The 16,797-nt window shown below is 73.2% G+C and carries 14 protein-coding genes and 1 riboswitch; of the genes, 8 read left to right on the forward strand and 6 right to left on the reverse strand.

Translation table 11 applies throughout. The features are described from left to right. Positions 1–64 precede the first annotated feature (64 nt). From CUD01_RS06565 to hrpA, 3 genes are all read left to right on the forward strand, one after another. Positions 65–1,858, forward strand: a complete 1,794-nt coding sequence (locus tag CUD01_RS06565; RefSeq protein ID WP_244937693.1) for an alpha/beta hydrolase — start codon at positions 65–67, stop codon at positions 1,856–1,858. 107 nt (positions 1,859–1,965) lie between these two features. After that, positions 1,966–2,451, forward strand: a complete 486-nt coding sequence (locus CUD01_RS06570; RefSeq protein ID WP_094181587.1) for an aminoacyl-tRNA deacylase — start codon at positions 1,966–1,968, stop codon at positions 2,449–2,451. A gap of 64 nt (positions 2,452–2,515) precedes the next feature. Continuing rightward, positions 2,516–6,838 (forward strand): ATP-dependent RNA helicase HrpA, encoded by a 4,323-nt coding sequence (gene hrpA / locus CUD01_RS06575; RefSeq protein ID WP_218023843.1) that lies wholly within the window; start codon positions 2,516–2,518, stop codon positions 6,836–6,838. 264 nt (positions 6,839–7,102) lie between these two features. On the opposite strand, the gene CUD01_RS06580 is transcribed toward hrpA, so the two are convergent. Beyond that, on the reverse strand, positions 7,103–7,588 hold the full coding sequence (locus CUD01_RS06580; protein WP_141319684.1) for a matrixin family metalloprotease: 486 nt from the start codon (positions 7,586–7,588) through the stop codon (positions 7,103–7,105). A gap of 325 nt (positions 7,589–7,913) precedes the next feature. Further along, entirely contained in the window at positions 7,914–8,210 is a 297-nt protein-coding gene (locus CUD01_RS06585) for a hypothetical protein (protein ID WP_141319686.1), read from the reverse strand. Between the two features lie 452 nt (positions 8,211–8,662). Between CUD01_RS06585 and CUD01_RS06590 the strand changes: the two genes are divergently transcribed. The 5 genes from CUD01_RS06590 (at position 8,663) to CUD01_RS06610 (ending at position 14,671) form a co-directional block, all read left to right on the forward strand. After that, positions 8,663–9,292 carry a DNA-3-methyladenine glycosylase I gene (locus CUD01_RS06590; protein ID WP_243861003.1) on the forward strand — a complete coding sequence of 210 codons (630 nt, stop codon included), beginning with the start codon at positions 8,663–8,665 and terminating at the stop codon, positions 9,290–9,292. Between the two features lie 230 nt (positions 9,293–9,522). Continuing rightward, positions 9,523–9,708 carry a hypothetical protein gene (locus CUD01_RS06595; RefSeq protein WP_141319688.1) on the forward strand — a complete coding sequence of 62 codons (186 nt, stop codon included), beginning with the start codon at positions 9,523–9,525 and terminating at the stop codon, positions 9,706–9,708. A 121-nt stretch (positions 9,709–9,829) separates the two neighbouring features. Continuing rightward, positions 9,830–9,926: riboswitch (SAM riboswitch) on the forward strand. A gap of 39 nt (positions 9,927–9,965) precedes the next feature. Then, the gene (locus CUD01_RS06600; RefSeq protein WP_371860763.1) at positions 9,966–11,009 is read left to right on the forward strand and encodes a methylenetetrahydrofolate reductase; all 1,044 of its coding nucleotides are present in this window, start codon (positions 9,966–9,968) and stop codon (positions 11,007–11,009) included. A gap of 56 nt (positions 11,010–11,065) precedes the next feature. Further along, a complete protein-coding gene (metE, locus tag CUD01_RS06605) occupies positions 11,066–13,396 on the forward strand; it encodes a 5-methyltetrahydropteroyltriglutamate--homocysteine S-methyltransferase (RefSeq protein WP_141319690.1) in 2,331 nt (776 codons plus the stop codon). Positions 13,397–13,528: 132 nt separating this feature from the next. After that, positions 13,529–14,671 carry a MalY/PatB family protein gene (locus tag CUD01_RS06610; protein WP_244937694.1) on the forward strand — a complete coding sequence of 381 codons (1,143 nt, stop codon included), beginning with the start codon at positions 13,529–13,531 and terminating at the stop codon, positions 14,669–14,671. A gap of 72 nt (positions 14,672–14,743) precedes the next feature. On the opposite strand, the gene CUD01_RS06615 is transcribed toward CUD01_RS06610, so the two are convergent. From CUD01_RS06615 to gcvH, 4 genes are all read right to left on the reverse strand, one after another. Further along, positions 14,744–15,190 carry an Hsp20/alpha crystallin family protein gene (locus tag CUD01_RS06615; protein WP_094181580.1) on the reverse strand — a complete coding sequence of 149 codons (447 nt, stop codon included), beginning with the start codon at positions 15,188–15,190 and terminating at the stop codon, positions 14,744–14,746. Between the two features lie 126 nt (positions 15,191–15,316). Beyond that, positions 15,317–15,733, reverse strand: a complete 417-nt coding sequence (locus CUD01_RS06620) for a (deoxy)nucleoside triphosphate pyrophosphohydrolase (RefSeq protein ID WP_141319692.1) — start codon at positions 15,731–15,733, stop codon at positions 15,317–15,319. A gap of 138 nt (positions 15,734–15,871) precedes the next feature. Continuing rightward, positions 15,872–16,102 (reverse strand): helix-turn-helix domain-containing protein, encoded by a 231-nt coding sequence (locus tag CUD01_RS06625; RefSeq protein WP_094181578.1) that lies wholly within the window; start codon positions 16,100–16,102, stop codon positions 15,872–15,874. Between the two features lie 313 nt (positions 16,103–16,415). Beyond that, complete coding sequence (gene gcvH, locus CUD01_RS06630; protein ID WP_094181577.1) at positions 16,416–16,787, reverse strand: glycine cleavage system protein GcvH; 372 nt, start codon at positions 16,785–16,787, stop codon at positions 16,416–16,418. Positions 16,788–16,797: the final 10 nt, after the last annotated feature.

Consider the following 16,797-nt stretch of genomic DNA (forward strand, 5'->3'; position numbering starts at 1 on the left):
GACCGGACCAGGGGCGGCGCGCGACCCAGACAGGGGGTTTTCTCGTATGCACACTCGACCTCGTGTGTCCGCGTTCGCGGCGCTCGTCGTCGCGGTCGCCCTCGCAGGATCCACGACCGCGGCCCAGGCCGCCGAGCCCACCGCCGCCACACCGGCCGCCGTGACCGTCCCCGACCAGACCGACCCGGCCGAGGCGGCCCGCGTCGACTCCGTCGTCGCGGACATCGACTGGTTCGACTGTTCCAACGTCGTCGACAAGGGTGTGCAGTGCGGCACCGTCGACCTCCCGCTCGACTACGACGAGCCCGAGGGGCCGACGACGAGCGTCGCGCTCGTCCGCGTCCCCGCGACGAAGCCGACCGCCAAGCTCGGCACGCTGTTCCTCAACCCGGGCGGCCCCGGCGGCTCGGGCGTGAACATCGCGATCAGCGCCCCGTACTTCCTGCCGAAGGACATCGTCCAGCGGTTCGACCTGGTGGGCATCGACCCCCGCGGCACGAACTTCTCGGACAACGTCGCCTGCTTCCGCAACATCGGCGAGCAGACCGACACGCTGCTGCCCACGTGGGAGGCCGCCTACCCGCGGACGACCGCGCAGCGCACCGACTTCGTGAACTCCGCGAAGAAGTACGGCCAGGCCTGCTCCACGCTCGGCAAGCCGATGTCGGCGTCGATGTCCACCGCGAACGTCGCGCGTGACATGGACGTGATCCGCCGCACCCTCGGCGACTCGAAGCTCACCTACCTGGGCTTCTCCTACGGCAGCTACCTCGGCAACGTGTACGCGAACATCTTCCCGGACCGCGTCCGCGCCATCGTGATCGACGGCGTCCTCGACCCCGAGGGCTGGGCCGGCACCGCGGCGAACCAGAGCACCCCGCAGACGCAGCGCATCGCGTCGGGCGACGGTGCGTGGAAGGCCCTGCGGTCGATCCTCACGCGGTGCGGGCAGAAGGGCCCGGACTACTGCTACCTCGCCAAGCGCAGCTCGAACCCGGCGAAGAAGTTCGACAAGTTCGCGAAGGCGATCAAGGCCCAGCCGATCGTCATCGACGAGTCGTTCGAGGTGGACTACGGCCTCGTGATGTCGTTCCTGATGTCGGACCTGTACCAGCTCGAGGCGGCCGCGTGGGTCGACATGGACCTCGACATGTTCATGGAGCTGCAGGAGACGCCGACGAGCGCCGCCGAGCGCAAGCAGTGGAACGCGGCGGCGAAGAAGCTCACGTCCCGCATGAAGGAGTACAAGCAGCTCTCCGCAGCGCAGGACGCGGCGAAGCAGGAGCTGGCCGCCAAGGTCCCCGGCTTCGCGTTCCCGTACGACAACGGGCCGGAGGCGTACCAGTCGGTCATGTGCACCGACAGCCTGAACCCGGGCAACGCGGCGAGCTGGGTCGCGGCGGGCACCACGGCCGCCAAGACCGGTGACGCGTTCGGCCAGATGTGGACCTGGGCCTCGGCGCCGTGCGCGTCGTGGACCTGGACCGCCAAGGACGAGGACGCCTACCGCGGCACGTTCGACCACGTGACGTCCGCGCCGGTGCTCGTCGTCGGCAACTGGTGGGACCCGGCGACCAACTACAACGGTGCCAAGGCCGCGGCGGCGCTCCTGCCGAACTCGTCGTTCATCTCGAGCAACAGCTGGGGTCACACCGCGTTCGGCTCGTCGACGTGCGTCGACAACGCGATCACGAACTACCTGCTGACGGGCAAGGCCGTCAAGGGTGCGACGCGCAGCTGTGTCGGGGCGCAGCCCTTCGCCCAGAAGCTCGAGTCGTACGAGTCGCTGTCGCTGACGCCGAAGAAGGGCCGCGCGCCCGTCTCGATCCCGGTCCCGGGCACGGCCCCCACGCTGTGACCTGACCGCACGGCACCCCACGGGTGCCCGCACGACCCGACGGGGGTCGCGACCGAGCGTCGCGGCCCCCGTCGCCGCGTCCCGGCGTCGTGTGGTGAGGTGGGGCCATGGGATCGGTGGACGGTGAGCGGCGCGCGACCGCCGCGCTCGAGGCGTCGGGGCTCGACTTCGTCGTGACGCGGCACGGCCGCGTGGGCTCGCTCGAGGAGGCGGCCGCGGCGCGCGGCGTCACACCGGCGGACGTCGTGAAGTCGCTCGTCGTGCGGCGCGGCGACGACGACTACCTGTTCGTGCTCGTCACGGGCGACCGCGCGATCTCGTGGCCGAAGCTGCGCGCCCTGCTCGGCGTGTCCCGGCTGTCGCTGCCGGACGCCGGCACCGCGTTGGACGTGACCGGGTACGAGCGGGGGACGATCACGCCGTTCGGCTCGCTCACGGCGTGGCCCGTGGTCGCCGACGAGCGCGTGCTCGGGCGGCGGGTGTCGATCGGGGCGGGCGCGCACGGGGTCGCCGCGACCGTCGACGGCGACGCCCTGGTCACCGCGCTCGACGCGACGGTCGCGGACGTCACGCAGGACGCGTCCGGACGCTGAGGCCCCGACCTGCGTCCGGAATGAGCGCGCCACCTCACGGGCGGACCTGGGAGGATGGGAAGCCGTGACCACCGACCAGCGCGACGAGCGCCGCCAGCGCCGCCGTCGCCCTGAGCCGAACGGCGAGGCCCGGCGCGCTCGAGCGGCCGCGGCGCGCGAGGCGGCGGTGCTGCCGCCGATCACCTACCCCCCGGAGCTGCCGGTCAGCGCGCGGCGGGCGGACATCGCGGCCGCCATCCGGGACCACCAGGTCGTCGTCGTCGCCGGTGAGACCGGGTCGGGCAAGACGACGCAGCTGCCCAAGATCGCGCTCGAGCTCGGCCGGGGCCGGGCGGGACAGATCGGCCACACGCAGCCTCGGCGCATCGCGGCACGGTCGGTCGCGGAGCGCATCGCGCAGGAGATCGGCACGCCGCTCGGCGAGCTCGTCGGGTACCAGGTGCGGTTCACGGACACCTCCAGCGAGCACACGCTCGTGAAGGTCATGACGGACGGGATCCTGCTCGCGGCGATCCAGCGCGACCCGCTGCTGCGGCAGTACGACACCCTCATCATCGACGAGGCGCACGAGCGGTCCCTCAACATCGACTTCCTGCTCGGCTACCTCACGCGCCTGCTGCCGCGCCGCCCGGACCTCAAGCTCGTCATCACGTCCGCGACGATCGACTCCCACCGCTTCGCCCGGCACTTCGCGAGCGCCCCCACCCCCGAGCACCCCGACGGTGTCCCCGCGCCGGTCGTCGAGGTCACCGGCCGCACCTACCCCGTCGAGATCCGGTACCGGCCGTTGTCGCCCGACGCGCTGGGCGTGCAGGACGACGAGCTCGACGACGACGCCCCACGGCGCCGCACACCGCCCCCGGCCCGCCAGCCCGTGCGGGAGCGCGACCTCATGACCGGCATCACGGATGCGGTCGACGAGCTGTGCGCCGAGGGACCCGGCGACGTGCTCGTGTTCCTGTCCGGGGAGCGTGAGATCCGCGACGCGACGGACGCGCTGCGCGCGTCGTTCGGCACGCGCGTGACCGACCCGCGCCACCCGCAGGCGGTCGAGCTGCTGCCGCTCTACTCGCGCCTGTCGGCCGCCGAGCAGCACCGCGTGTTCTCGTCGCACCCCGGGCGGCGCATCGTGCTCGCGACGAACGTCGCGGAGACGTCGCTGACCGTGCCGGGCATCCGGTACGTCGTCGACCCGGGTACGGCGCGCATCAGCCGGTGGTCGAAGGCGACGAAGGTGCAGCGGCTGCCGATCGAGCCGATCAGCCAGGCGTCCGCCAACCAGCGCTCGGGGCGGTGCGGCCGCGTGGCCGACGGCATCGCGATCCGCCTGTACTCGCAGGACGACTTCGAGCGACGCGAGCGGTTCACCGAGCCGGAGATCCTGCGCACGTCGCTCGCGTCGGTGATCCTGCAGATGATCGCCGTGGGCGTCGCGGCCTCGCCGCAGGACGTGGTCGACTTCCCGTTCGTCGACCCGCCCGACGTGCGCGCGGTGCGCGACGGCGTGCAGCTGCTCACCGAGCTCGGCGCGATCGAGACCGGGCCGGACGGGACCCGGCTCACCGAGACGGGGCGTGCGCTCGCGCAGCTCCCGGTCGACCCGCGGCTCGCCCGCATGGTGGTCGAGGCCTCGCGCCACGGGGTGCTGCGCGAGGTCGTCGTCGTCGCGGCCGCGCTGTCCATCCAGGACCCGCGCGAGCGTCCCGCCGAGGAGCGCGAGAAGGCCGACGCGCTGCACGCGCGGTTCGCCGACCCCACCTCCGACCTGCTGTCCTACCTGAACCTGTGGGCCTACCTGCGCGAGCAGCGGCGCGAGCTGTCCGGCAACGCGTTCCGCCGCGCGTGCCGCGCCGAGCACCTGAACTACCTGCGGGTCCGCGAGTGGCAGGACGTCGTCACCCAGCTGCGGGACCTCGCCAAGGGTCTGCCCGCGGGGCGCCGTCGCGGTCCCGACGAGGCGTCCGGCGGCGGTGGGGAGGGCGGGTGGCCCGCGCTCGCGGACGGTCCCGACGAGGGTGCGGGTGCCGGCGGCCCGCGGCGCGGCGAGCTGCGCCGCGACTGGGACGCCGACGCGATCCACCGCTCCGTGCTGTCCGGGCTGCTGTCGCACGTGGGGATGCAGGAGGCCACCGAGGTCGCCGCACCCGCTCGTCGGGGTGACAAGCGCCCGGCCCGGCCCGACCGGCGCGGGCGCAACGAGTACCTCGGCGCGCGCGGCGCGCGGTTCGCGATCTTCCCCGGCTCGGGGCTCGCCCGGAAGCCGCCCGCGTGGGTCATGGCCGCCGAGCTCGTCGAGACGTCCCGGCTGTGGGCGCGAGACGCGGCCCGCATCGACCCCGCGTGGGCCGAGGAGCTCGGCGCGCACCTGGTCAAGCGCACCTACTCCGACCCGGCGTGGTCCACCAAGCAGGGTGCGGCCATGTGCACCGAACGCGTCCTGCTGTACGGGCTGCCGGTCGTCGCGGGGCGGCGCGTGCTGTACGCGAAGGTCGACCCCGAGGCCGCGCGCGAGCTGTTCGTCCGGCACGCGCTCGTGCAGGGTGAGTGGACCACGCACCACCAGTTCTTCCACGAGAACCGCCGTCTGCTCGCGGAGGCTTCCGAGCTCGCGGCGCGCGCCCGCCGCGCGGACCTGCTGGCCGACGAGGACGCCCTGTTCGACTTCTACGACGAGCGGGTGCCCGCGGACGTCGTCTCCGCCCGGCACTTCGACCAGTGGTGGAAGACCGCGCGGCGCCGCGACCCCGACCTGCTGACGTACTCGCGCGAGCTGCTCGTCTCGTCCGACGCGGACGCGATCGACGAGTCCTCGTTCCCGTCGCGATGGCCGCAGGGCGACCTGTCGCTCCCGCTGACCTACCAGTTCGAGCCCGGCACCGAGGCCGACGGCGTCACCGTGCACATCCCGCTCCCCCAGCTGCCGCGCCTGACGCCCGACGGCTTCGGCTGGATGGTGCCGGGGCTGCTCGACGAGCTCGTCGTCGCGACGATCCGCGCGCTGCCCAAGCCAGTGCGCGTGCAGCTCGTCCCCGCACCCGACGTCGGCCGCGCGGTGGCCGCCTGGCTGCGCGAGAACACCGCGACCTGGGCCGACACCGTGCGCGCGGGCGACGCCGCGCCGTCGTTCCACGACGCGTTCCGCTCCGCCGTCCGGGCCGTGCGCGACGTGGACGTCCCCGCCGACGCGTTCGACGACGACCGCCTGCCCGCGCACCTGCGGATGACGTTCCGCGTGGTCGGGGACCGTGGCGGAGTGGTCGACGAGGGCAAGGACCTCGCGGCGCTGCAGCACCGGCTCGCGGACCGCGCGCAGGACGCGGTCGACAACGCCGTGAAGGCCGCGCTGCGGCAGGCCATGCGGGAGGCGGGGCTCGCGGCCGACGAGCCCGCGCGGCCTGGTCCGCGCGCGCGCCCGGACCGCGGCGATGCCCGCTCGTCGGACGCGGGTGCCTCCGAGTCGCGGCACGCGAGGGACGGCTCGTCGGGGCCGGTCGCCGAGTCCGTGTCGCGCGCGGGCCTGACGACGTGGCCCGCCGACCTCACGCTCCCCGAGGTCGTCGAGGTGCGCTCGGGCGCGACCGTCGTGCGCGCCTACCCGACCCTGGTCGACGAGCGCACGAGCGTCTCGGTGCGCACGCTCGCCGACGCGTCCGCGCGCCCCGCCGCCGCGCGCGCAGGCCTGCGCCGGCTGCTGCTGCTCGACGTCGGGCTCGCCCCGGCCCGCGTGACGTCCCGCTGGACGGGTGCCCAGGCGCTCGCGCTGGCCGCCAACCCGTACCCGAGCCGCGAGGCGCTCGTCGAGGACGTGCAGCTCGCCGCGGTCGACGCGCTCGTCGACGAGCACCTGCGCACACGCCCCGCCGAGGCGGGCCGCACCCCCGCGGACATCCGGACGCCCGAGGACTACGCCGCGCTGCGCGCGTTCCTGCGCGACCGGCTCGAGGACCGGGTGCACGCGCTCGTCGGCGTGCTCGTCCAGGTGCTCACCGCGTGGCGCGAGCTCGAGGTCGAGCTCAAGGGGACCTCGAGCCTCGCGCTGCTGGCCACCGCGTCCGACGTGCGCGAGCAGTCGGCGCGACTGGTCCACGCGGGATTCGTCGTCGAGACCGGCGCGGACCGCCTGATGCACCTGGTGCGCTACCTGCGTGCTGCGCGGTACCGGCTGGGCAAGGCCGCCGAGAACCCCGCGCGCGACGCCGACCTGGCGTGGCAGGTGCACGACCTGGAGAACGCGCTCGCGGCTGCGTCCGGGGCGGACCGCGCGCAGGTCGCGATGGTCCGCTGGCAGCTCGAGGAGCTGCGCGTGAGCCTGTTCGCGCAGCAGCTCGGCACCCCGACCCCGATCTCGGCCCAGCGCGTCCGCAAACAGCTCACCACCCTGACCTAACCCCAGCGGATCACGAGAGCCTGCCGATCGGAGCTGGACGCGGTGATCGCGGACAGGGCGTGCATCGGCCGGCGCCTACCGCCGGTCGATGCACGCGCAGGGCATCAAGGTCGTCGTCCCCTAGAAGTCCTGGAACGCCACTTCGCCCCGGACCAAGCAGCAGCGCCGGCTGGTCACCCGTGACGACAAGCCCGCGATCCCCTACCGCACCGCCGTCGTCCCGGCCGCATGCATCACATGGTGACGTAACAACGGAGACAGGGCCTAGCCGTACAAGCGCTTCAGGCCGGTGACGTCGCCCTTACCGAGAGTTCGACGGTCGAACGTGCAGGCCGGGCGCTTGGTGCTCATGACGAGTGCGGAGTCGCCGTTTCCGACATGGGCCAGCCCCATGGTGTGCCCCAGCTCGTGGTTCACCACACCGCGGAGGTCGATCTTGCCCTTGCACCCGCTGCTCGTCGTGGTCCAGCGTCCTGATTGCTTGTTGATCCGGACGTCCGACTCTTGAGCGATGTCGAGCCCCACCCGCCAACTGTCTCTGGTGCATGAGATGCCATTCAGTCCGGACGGGAGCACTCCGAAGTCGACGACGTTCTTTCCATCGCCTGACTTTGCGCACTTGCCCTCGGGTCCATTGACATTGCTGTTCCTTGTGGTTATCCCTTGCCAGACGTTGGTTCGATCGACGTCCACCGAGACGCCGCACCCGTTGGTTCCGTTCTGCCACATCTTGGCCGCATCCTTGACCACGGTGGTGAACGTGCCACCGGAGATGTCGCTGGGGAGGTTCTCGGTGTCGTTGACCCAGTAGTTGAAGTCCTTGAACCACTTGTGGCCGAACAGCGCGTTGCGGTTGTCTGTGCACCGGTTAGCCCGGCACGGACCTCGGCTCCGACAAGACCGCACCGCGCGACGTCGGCAATCGCGATCTCCTGGGTCGAGGCAAGTAGCAGGGGGCCGGACAAGCCCGCGCACGGGGCGGCAGCAGACGAATCAGCAGACATCGCTGGCGCGCCCGTTGCCCCCACGGCGACAACCGTGACGAGACCGAGTGCCGCAAGCGTCTTCGCCCGGCTCACTCCGCCACGCTCACGGAGACTTCCGCCGTCGTGGCACCGTCGAGGGACACGGAGACCGTGGCGTCGCCTGCAGCGGCGTCGGCGGGCACCACGATCGTCGACGTGAGCTCGCCGTCCTCGTCGATCGACGCTTCGGCAACGGTCGCGCCCGGGGTGGCTCCCTGTACCCACAGCACGGGTGCGGTCGTCGGGCTGGGCTCGGGCGCGTCCTCGCCGGCGTCGTTGCAGCCGACGGTGAAGTACGACCCCGTCAGCGTGATCTCGTCGCCCGGAGAGACCGTGCTCTGCGACACGGCGAGCACCGGAGCCACGCAATCGCCGTCAGAACTCGAGCCGGAACAGCCCCCTACTATCACAGTGAGCAGACAGACTCCTAGGACGGCTAGTTGTCGATGCATTGCCCTTTCCCCTGCTTATGCGCCTCGCCCCGGCGAGGCACTCGAATCGCACCATAGCGGAGCTCCATCGCATGCCGTGGCAAAACGTACTTCTGATGTTCAGGTCAAGGCACCTTTCCCTGCGAGACTCTGACGTCAGCCTCCACCGTGAAAGGCCGAGGTGGCCGGTCGCCGCCCCCGCGGATGCTCCGGGAACGGCGCGTCTGAGCCGTAGCAACCACGACGTCGGGGTCTGGGAGCGGGGCCGGGCCGACGGCGGGAACGGGGGGTTCGGCTGACGACTCGTCGTCCACAGGGGGCGCGCGGGGTCTGCCGCGGCGTGGGCGGGAGACGGCAGACTCAACCGCATGGACGACACCGTGACGGCCGACACCCCGCTGGCGGCCGTGACCGCTCCGGCGCCCGTGACCGCTCCGGCGCCCGTGACGGGGCGGTGCTTCGGCGACGGCGACCCGCTGTACGAGCGCTACCACGACGAGGAGTGGGGCGTGCCCGTGCACGGCGAGGAGGCGCTGTTCGAGCGGATCGCGCTCGAGGGCTTCCAGTCGGGGCTCTCGTGGATCACCGTGCTGCGCAAGCGCGAGTCGTTCCGCGCGGCGTTCGCGGGGTTCGACCCGCGGGTGGTCGCGGAGTACGACGAGCACGACGTCGAGCGGCTCCTCGCGGACACGGGGATCGTGCGCAACCGCCAGAAGATCGAGGCGACCGTCGCCAACGCGCGCGCCCTGCTCGCGCTGCACGCCTCCGGCCGCACGCTCGACGCGTTGTTCTGGTCGTTCGCGCCGGACCGCACGCAGCACGTGCGCCCGGCCTCGTGGGCGGACGTGCCGGCGGTGACGCCCGAGTCCGGCGCGCTCGCGCGCGAGCTCAAGTCGCTCGGCTTCCGGTTCGTCGGACCGACGACGGCGTACGCGGCGATGCAGGCGTGCGGGCTCGTCGACGACCACCTGGCGACCTGCCCGTCGGTGCGTGGGTGAAGTCCCCCGGCGGCTGCGGAGGCGGATGCGGCGGGTCGTGGCGTTCGGGTGACCCGGCGCGAGAGCAGATCCGCAGGTCAGCGCACGTCGGCCGGGACGGGTCACGCGATTGCCCGCGGCGTCCGGCCGTCCGGGTGCCGCCCGCTCGGATGACCCCGGGACGTGCTCCCCTCGGGTGATCCGGCTGTGGGGACTTCGCCTGATCGTGCGCGGCGGTTACAGTCCTGCGCATGACCGAGATGCCCGACCACGACGGCGGCCTGGACGCCGTCCGCGGTGCGCGGGAGGCGCTGGGCGGGTCGGTCCCGCCGGACGCGCAGGTCCTGCAGGCGGTCGAGGCCGGTCTGCTGTCGACGGTGACGGGCACCCAGCCGTGGGGCGAGATCCCGCACCAGCGCCCGCGTCCGCTGGCCTGACCCGCGGAGGGTCCCTCCGCCTGATCTGCGACTCTCCGACGGCGCGTCCGCTGGGCGGCCCGACCGTCTCGCAACGTGAGAAGTCGTGGTCAGCATGTGGGCTCCCGGCCTACGATCACGCCAACCATCCAGAGCGGCCGAGAGACCTGGCTCGTCGACGCCGCAGCAACCCCCCTCCGCGACGAGGGTGTGGGTGCTTCCGCCAGGACCGATGGAGTGGACATGTCGCAGACCCAGTGTCTGAACGGCCCGCCGGCGTGAGCGCGGCGACCGTGAACCCGCCCGCGGCGCAGCCGCGGCTCGACGACGCGCGCGCCGACGGAGCGAGCAGCGCGACGCGCCCCGGCGTCCCGACCGGCGCGCACGTGGCCGCCGACCCGCGGCCGCTCGGCACGCTCGACCGCCCGACGCTCTCGTTCGAGTTCTTCCCGCCGCGCAACCCGCAGGCCGCGCCGCGCCTGTGGGAGACCGTGCGCCAGCTCGAGGCCGTGCACCCGGACTTCGTCTCGGTCACGTACGGCGCCTCGGGCAAGACGCGCGAGACGTCGCGCGCGTTCGTCTCGCGGCTGCTGCGCGAGACGTCGCTGTCCCCGATCGCGCACCTCACGTGCGTGGGCACGAGCCGCGACGAGATCACGACGATCGTCGAGGAGTTCCTCGACGAGGGCGTGCGCTCGTTCCTGGCACTGCGGGGCGACCCGCCCGCGGGCCAGGCCGACTGGCAGGCCCACCCGGACGGCCTGGAGACCGCGAGCGCGCTCGTCGGCCTGCTGCGGGACATCGAGTCCCGGCGCTGCGGTGCGAGCCCGGCGCAGGCCGTGCGTGCGCGGGTGCGGCCGCTGTCGGTCGCCGTCGCCGCGTTCCCGCGTGGCAACGCGGCGACGGGCGGCACGCGCGCGCAGGACGTCGCGTCGCTGCTCGCCAAGCAGGAGGCGGGTGCGGACTTCGCGATCACGCAGGTGTTCTACGACGCCGAGTCGTACCTGGGCCTGGTGGCCGAGGCGCGCGCGGCGGGCGTGGTCATCCCGATCATCCCCGGGATCATCCCGTTGACCGACCCGGCCCGGCTGCTGCGCACGCAGGAGCTCACGGGTGTCCCGGTGCCGCGCGACCTGCTCGACGCGCTCGGCTCCGCGGACGACGCGTCGGCGGCGCACCGCATCGGCACCCGCGCGGGTGTCGACCTCGTCAAGGGCGTCCTCGACGGCGGCGCACCCGGCGTGCACCTCTACACGTACAACAAGCACGAGGCCGCGCTCGACCTGCTCGAGGGCGCGCAGCTGGACGGCTCGACCCGCTGAGGTCGGCGCCCACGTCCCCCGAACCCCGCACCACCACGACACGAAGGCTGGACCCCATGAGCGAGACCCCGCAGTTCCCGACCGGCTCCGTGCTCGGCTACCCGCGCATCGGGCCGCGCCGCGAGCTCAAGAAGGCCGTGGAGGCCTTCTGGGCCGGGAGGTCCACGGCCGACGAGGTCGAGGCGACCGCCGCGGCGCTGCGCCGCCGGACGCGCGAGCGCCTCGTCGAGCTCGGCCTGCCGAAGGACACGGCCGCGATCCCGAGCGCGTTCTCCTTCTACGACCAGGTGCTCGACGCGACCGCGGTCGTCGGCGCGATCCCCGCGCGCTTCGCGGACCTCGTCGGCGCGGACGGCACGCTCGACCTCGCGGCGTACTCGACGGTCGCGCGCGGCCGTGGCGACGACCTTCCGCTCGAGATGACCAAGTGGTTCGACACCAACTACCACTACCTCGTCCCGGAGATCGGCCCGGAGACGACGTTCTCGTACGTCGGAACGCGCCCGGTCGCGGAGTTCGTCGAGGCGCTCGCCGACGGCGTCCTGACCCGCCCGGTGATCGTCGGCCCGGTGACGTACCTGGCGCTCGCGAAGGCGACCGAGGGTGCGCCCGCGGACTTCGCGCCGATCGACCGGCTGCACGACCTGCTGCCCGTGTACGCGGACCTGCTGCGCGACCTCGCGGCGGCGGGGGCCACGTGGGTGCAGCTCGACGAGCCCGCGCTCGTCTCGGAGAGCATCGACGTGCCGGTCGAGCGTCTGCTCGCGGCGACCGCGGACGCGTACCGCGTGCTCGCGACCGAGCTCGCGCGCCCGCAGCGTCCCGCGCTGTTCGTCGCCGCCCCGTACGGGGACCTGGGCGCCGCGCTGCCGGTGCTCGCCGGCACCGACGTCGAGGCGATCGGGCTGGACCTGGTCACGGGCGCGGCGCCCACCGAGGCGGTCCCGGGCCTGGAGTCGAAGACGCTCGTCGCGGGCGTCGTCGACGGCCACAACATCTGGCGCGCGGACCTGGACGCCAAGCTCCAGGTGCTCGAGCAGCTCGAGGTCATCGGTGCGGGCGCGGTCGCGGTCGGCACGTCGACGTCGCTGTTCCACGTGCCGCACGACACGGCGGACGAGCCGAACCTGGACCCGACGCTGCGCTCGTGGCTCGCGTTCGCGGACCAGAAGGTCGCGGAGGTCGTGACCCTCGCGGAGGGCCTGTCCGAGGGCCGCGAGGCGATCCACGAGCAGCTGCTCGAGGCGTCCGACGCGGTCGCGTCGCGCCGCAGCGCGCCGGGGGTGGTGCGTCCCGAGGTGCGCGAGCGCACGGGCGGCCTGTCCGACGACGCGTTCGCGCGCGGCTCGTTCGACGAGCGCAAGGAGGCCCAGGCGCAGCGCCTGAACCTCCCGCCGCTGCCGACGACCACCATCGGCTCGTTCCCGCAGACGCCCGAGATCCGCAAGGCCCGCGCGGCGCACGGCAAGGGTGAGCTCACCGACGAGCAGTACGTCGAGGAGATGAAGGCGGAGATCCGCCGCGTCGTGGAGCTCCAGGAGCGCATCGGTCTGGACGTGCTGGTGCACGGCGAGCCGGAGCGCAACGACATGGTGCAGTACTTCGCGGAGAACCTCGACGGCTTCGCGGTCACGGAGAACGGCTGGGTGCAGTCGTACGGCTCGCGCTGCACGCGCCCGTCGATCCTGTGGGGCGACGTGTCGCGGCCGAAGCCGATCACGGTCGACTGGACGACGTACACGCAGTCGCTCACGAGCAAGCCGGTCAAGGGCATGCTCACGGGCCCGGTGACGATCCTCGCGTGGAGCTTCGTGCGCGACGACCAGCCGCTGCGCGAGACCGCGAACCAGGTGGCCCTCGCGCTGCGCGACGAGATCACGGACCTCGAGGCCGCGGGCATCGCGGTGATCCAGGTCGACGAGCCGGCACTGCGCGAGCTGCTGCCGCTGCGCGCGGCGGACCACGCGGACTACCTCGACTGGTCGGTGCGCTCGTTCCGGCTCGCGACGTCGGGCGTGCGTCCGGACACCCAGATCCACACGCACCTGTGCTACTCGGAGTTCGGCCAGATCATGGGTGCGATCGACGGCCTGGACGCGGACGTCACGTCCATCGAGGCGGCGCGTTCGAAGATGGAGATCGTCGAGGACATCGCGGCGGCGGGCTACCCGCGCGCCGTGGGCCCGGGCGTGTACGACATCCACTCGCCGCGCGTGCCGTCGGTCGAGGAGATCACCGAGCTGCTGACGGGTGCGGTCAAGGCCATCGCGCTCGACCAGCTGTGGGTCAACCCGGACTGCGGGCTCAAGACGCGCCGGTACGAGGAGACCACGCCGAGCCTGGAGCACATGCTCGTGGCGACCCAGGCGGTCCGAGCCACGCTCTGAGACACCCCGCGAACGGGTCGGCCCAGCCCCGGGCCGACCCGTTCGTCGTCCCGACCCGAGCCCGCGCGTGCTGGACGCGGGCCGCGACCAGGGCGATCGCGACCACGTCGGACGGTGGGTAACGTCCGGGGGGTGAGCCTGTTCGACGTGTCGCTCGAGGAGCTGCGGACCCGCACCAGCCAGAAGTGGCGCCGCTACCCGCCCGACGTGCTGCCGCTGTTCGTCGCGGAGATGGACGTGCGCGTGTGCGAGCCGGTGGTGGCGGCGGTCACGCACGCGCTGCGCCGCGGCGACACGGGCTACCCGGCCGGCAGGCCGTACCAGGAGGCCTTCGCGGGCTTCGCGGAGCGCCGCTGGGGCTGGGCGCCGGACCCGGCGACGACGGCCCTGGTGCCGGACGTCATGCAGGGCGTCTCGGAGCTGGTGCGGCTGCTCACGGACGACGACGGCGTGGTCGTCATCAACCCGCCGGTGTACCCGCCGTTCCGGGCGTTCGTGCGGCGCACGGGCCGCGCGGTGGAGCGTGCGGACCTGGGCGCGGACGGTCGCCTCGACCTCGCGGCGCTCGACGAGGCGTTCGGCCGGGCGCGGGCGGGCGGCCGGTCGGCGGCGTACCTGCTGTGCCACCCGCAGAACCCGACGGGCACGGTGCACGCCCCCGACGAGCTGCGCGCGGTCGGCGAGCTCGCGGCGCGGCACGGCGTGCGGGTGGTGTCCGACGAGGTGCACGCCCCGCTGGTGCTCGACGCGGACGTGCGGTTCGTGTCGGCGACGACGGTGATCCCCGGCGCGGTCGCGGTGCACTCGGCGTCCAAGGCGTTCCACCTCGCGGGCCTGAAGGCGGCGCTGGCCGTGCCGGGCCCGGACGCCGTGGCGGACCTGGCCCGCCTGCCCGAGCTGGTCTCGTCCGAGATCGGGCACGTGCCGGTCCTGGCGCACACCACGGCGCTCACGCACGGCGACGGCTGGCTGGACGCGCTCCTGGAGTCGCTGCGGGACTCGCGTGCGCACCTGGGCGCACTGCTCGACTCGCGGCTGCCGCGCACGCGGTGGACCCCGGGCGCGGCGACGTACTTCGCGTGGTTGGACCTGCGCGAGCAGCTCCCGGGCGAGGAGGACCCGGCGGCACGCCTGCTGGCGGAGGCGCGCGTCGCGCTGAACGCGGGCCCGACGTTCGGACGCCCGGGCGCGGGCTTCGCGCGGCTCAACTTCGCGACGTCCCGCGCGGTCCTCACCGAGGCGGTCGAGCGCGTGGCGCGCAGCCTGCCGGCCTGAGGTCGCACGCGCGCGACCGGCCCGCGCGGTCGTGCGCGGGCCGGTCACAGGACGGTCGTGGAGGGTGGCCGGTCAGGCCGACGCGGAGGTGATCTCCGGCGTCGGGGCGGTGGTGCCGTGCTGCACCTCGATGCGCCGCGGCTTGGCCTCCTGGGCGACCGGGATGGTCAGCGTGAGGACGCCGTCGGTGTAGGTCGCGCTGATCGCGTCGAGCGCGAGCCCGCGGCCGAGCGTCAGCTGGCGCGCGTAGGTGCCGGACGGGCGCTCCTTGGCGAGCCACTGCACGTCCTCGTCGGTGCGCGGCGAGCGCTGCGCGCGGATGGTCAGCGTGCGGTCCTCGACGTTGACGTCGATGGTGCCCGGGTCGGCGCCCGGCAGGTCGACGTGCAGGACGTAGTGGTCGCCCGAGCGGTACAGGTCGACGGGCATCGCCTGCGAGAGCGCGGCGGTCCGGTCGGCGTTCAGGACGGACGTCAGGAGTCGGTCCATCTCCCGGAACGGGTCGGTACGAGTAGCCATACCCTCACCTCCTTCGCAGCGAGGTGCCGGACCACCCGGCGCCTCGGGTACGTACCGGGCGCGCGGCCCGGTGGGCTACGACACTGTTCTAGCACTCTCGCCGACCGAGTGCTAAGCGAGGTTCGCTCAGGGCAGACGCGCGCCGACGAGGTGCTCGACGATCCGCACGTCGGCGTCGAGCCACGGCACGTCGAGCCAGTGCGCACGCGGCAGCCACCGCAGCTCGTCGTGCTCGACGAGCGGCTCGGGCGTCCCGGCGCTCACCTCCGCGAACCACAGGCGCATCGCGTACGTCTCGGACAGCCGCCACGCACCCTCGTCGGGGCCGACGACCTCGTCGCCGAGCGTGACGCGCACGCCCAGCTCCTCCCGCAGCTCACGGTGCAGCGCCTGCACCGGGCTCTCGCCCGCGTCGACCTTGCCGCCAGGGAACTCCCAGCGGCCGGCGAGGCTCGCGGGGGTCGCGCGGCGCGCCGCGAGCAGCGCGTACGGGTTGTCGAGGTCGTCGACGATCGCGGCGGCGACGACGAGCACGGGAGCCATGCGGCGAGTCTGCCAGGAGCGCCCCGGGCGGTCCCGCAGACGACGACGGCCCGCCCTCGTCAGGGCGAGCCGGTCGGGTGCCCGCTCAGCGGCGGGGACTGCCGTTCGTCGTCGAGCGGCGCGGCACGGGTGCGGGTCTCAGCGGATGCCGTGCGCCACCGCCCACGAGACCGCCTCGGACCGCGTCGAGACGCCGATCTTGCGGTAGACGCTGCGGACCTGCGACTTGACGGTGTTGCGGGTGACGAAGAGGCGGGTCGCGATCTCCTCGAGGGTGACGTCCTCGGCGAGCTCCGCGAGCACGACGCGCTCACGCCGGGTGAGAGTCTCCGCACCCGTGAGGGGGGCGGTGGTCTCGAGCATGCTCATTCTGTCCTCCGATCGGTGCACGGCCCCGGTCCTGGACCGGGTGCCGCGGGGCGTTCGGAGGATGAGAGCGTGCAGACGCACGACTATGACGCCGTTTCGCCCGACTTCTTCTCACCGTGTTCCGCACCCCACGGTCGTCCTGCTGTGCCCACAATGAACGCGGAACCGTGGGCCTGATACACCCGGTCCCCGTGGGCCGCTCGGCTTTCACCCGTTCGGCCCTCGCGCCGCCGGGGCGCAACCGCTTCGACGGCTGCGCGCCCCGGACGACCTGTGAACACCCGCCGGAGGGTCCTCCCGACCGGCGGCCCGATCAACCCGCCGCGTGCGCGGCGTACTCCTCCGCGGTGAGCAGCGGACCGGCCTCGGCGACGTCGACCTTGATCAGCCAGCCCGCGCCGAACGGGTCGGAGTTGACGACGGACGGGTCGTCGACGGCGGCGGTGTTCACCTCGACGACCGTGCCGGTCACGGGCGAGAACAGCTCGGACACGGACTTCGTCGACTCGATCTCGCCGATCACGGTGCCGGCGGCGATCGACTCGCCGACAGCCGGGAGCTCGAGGTAGACGATGTCGCCGAGCGCCTCGGCCGCCACGGACGTGATGCCGACGGTCGCGGGTGCGCCGTCGGTGAGCCACTCGTGCTCGAGGGTGTACTTGAGGTCGCCGGGCAGGTCGGTCATGAGGGTGCTC

This window comes from Cellulomonas uda, from assembly GCF_006538705.1.
GTDB lineage: Bacteria > Actinomycetota > Actinomycetes > Actinomycetales > Cellulomonadaceae > Cellulomonas > Cellulomonas uda.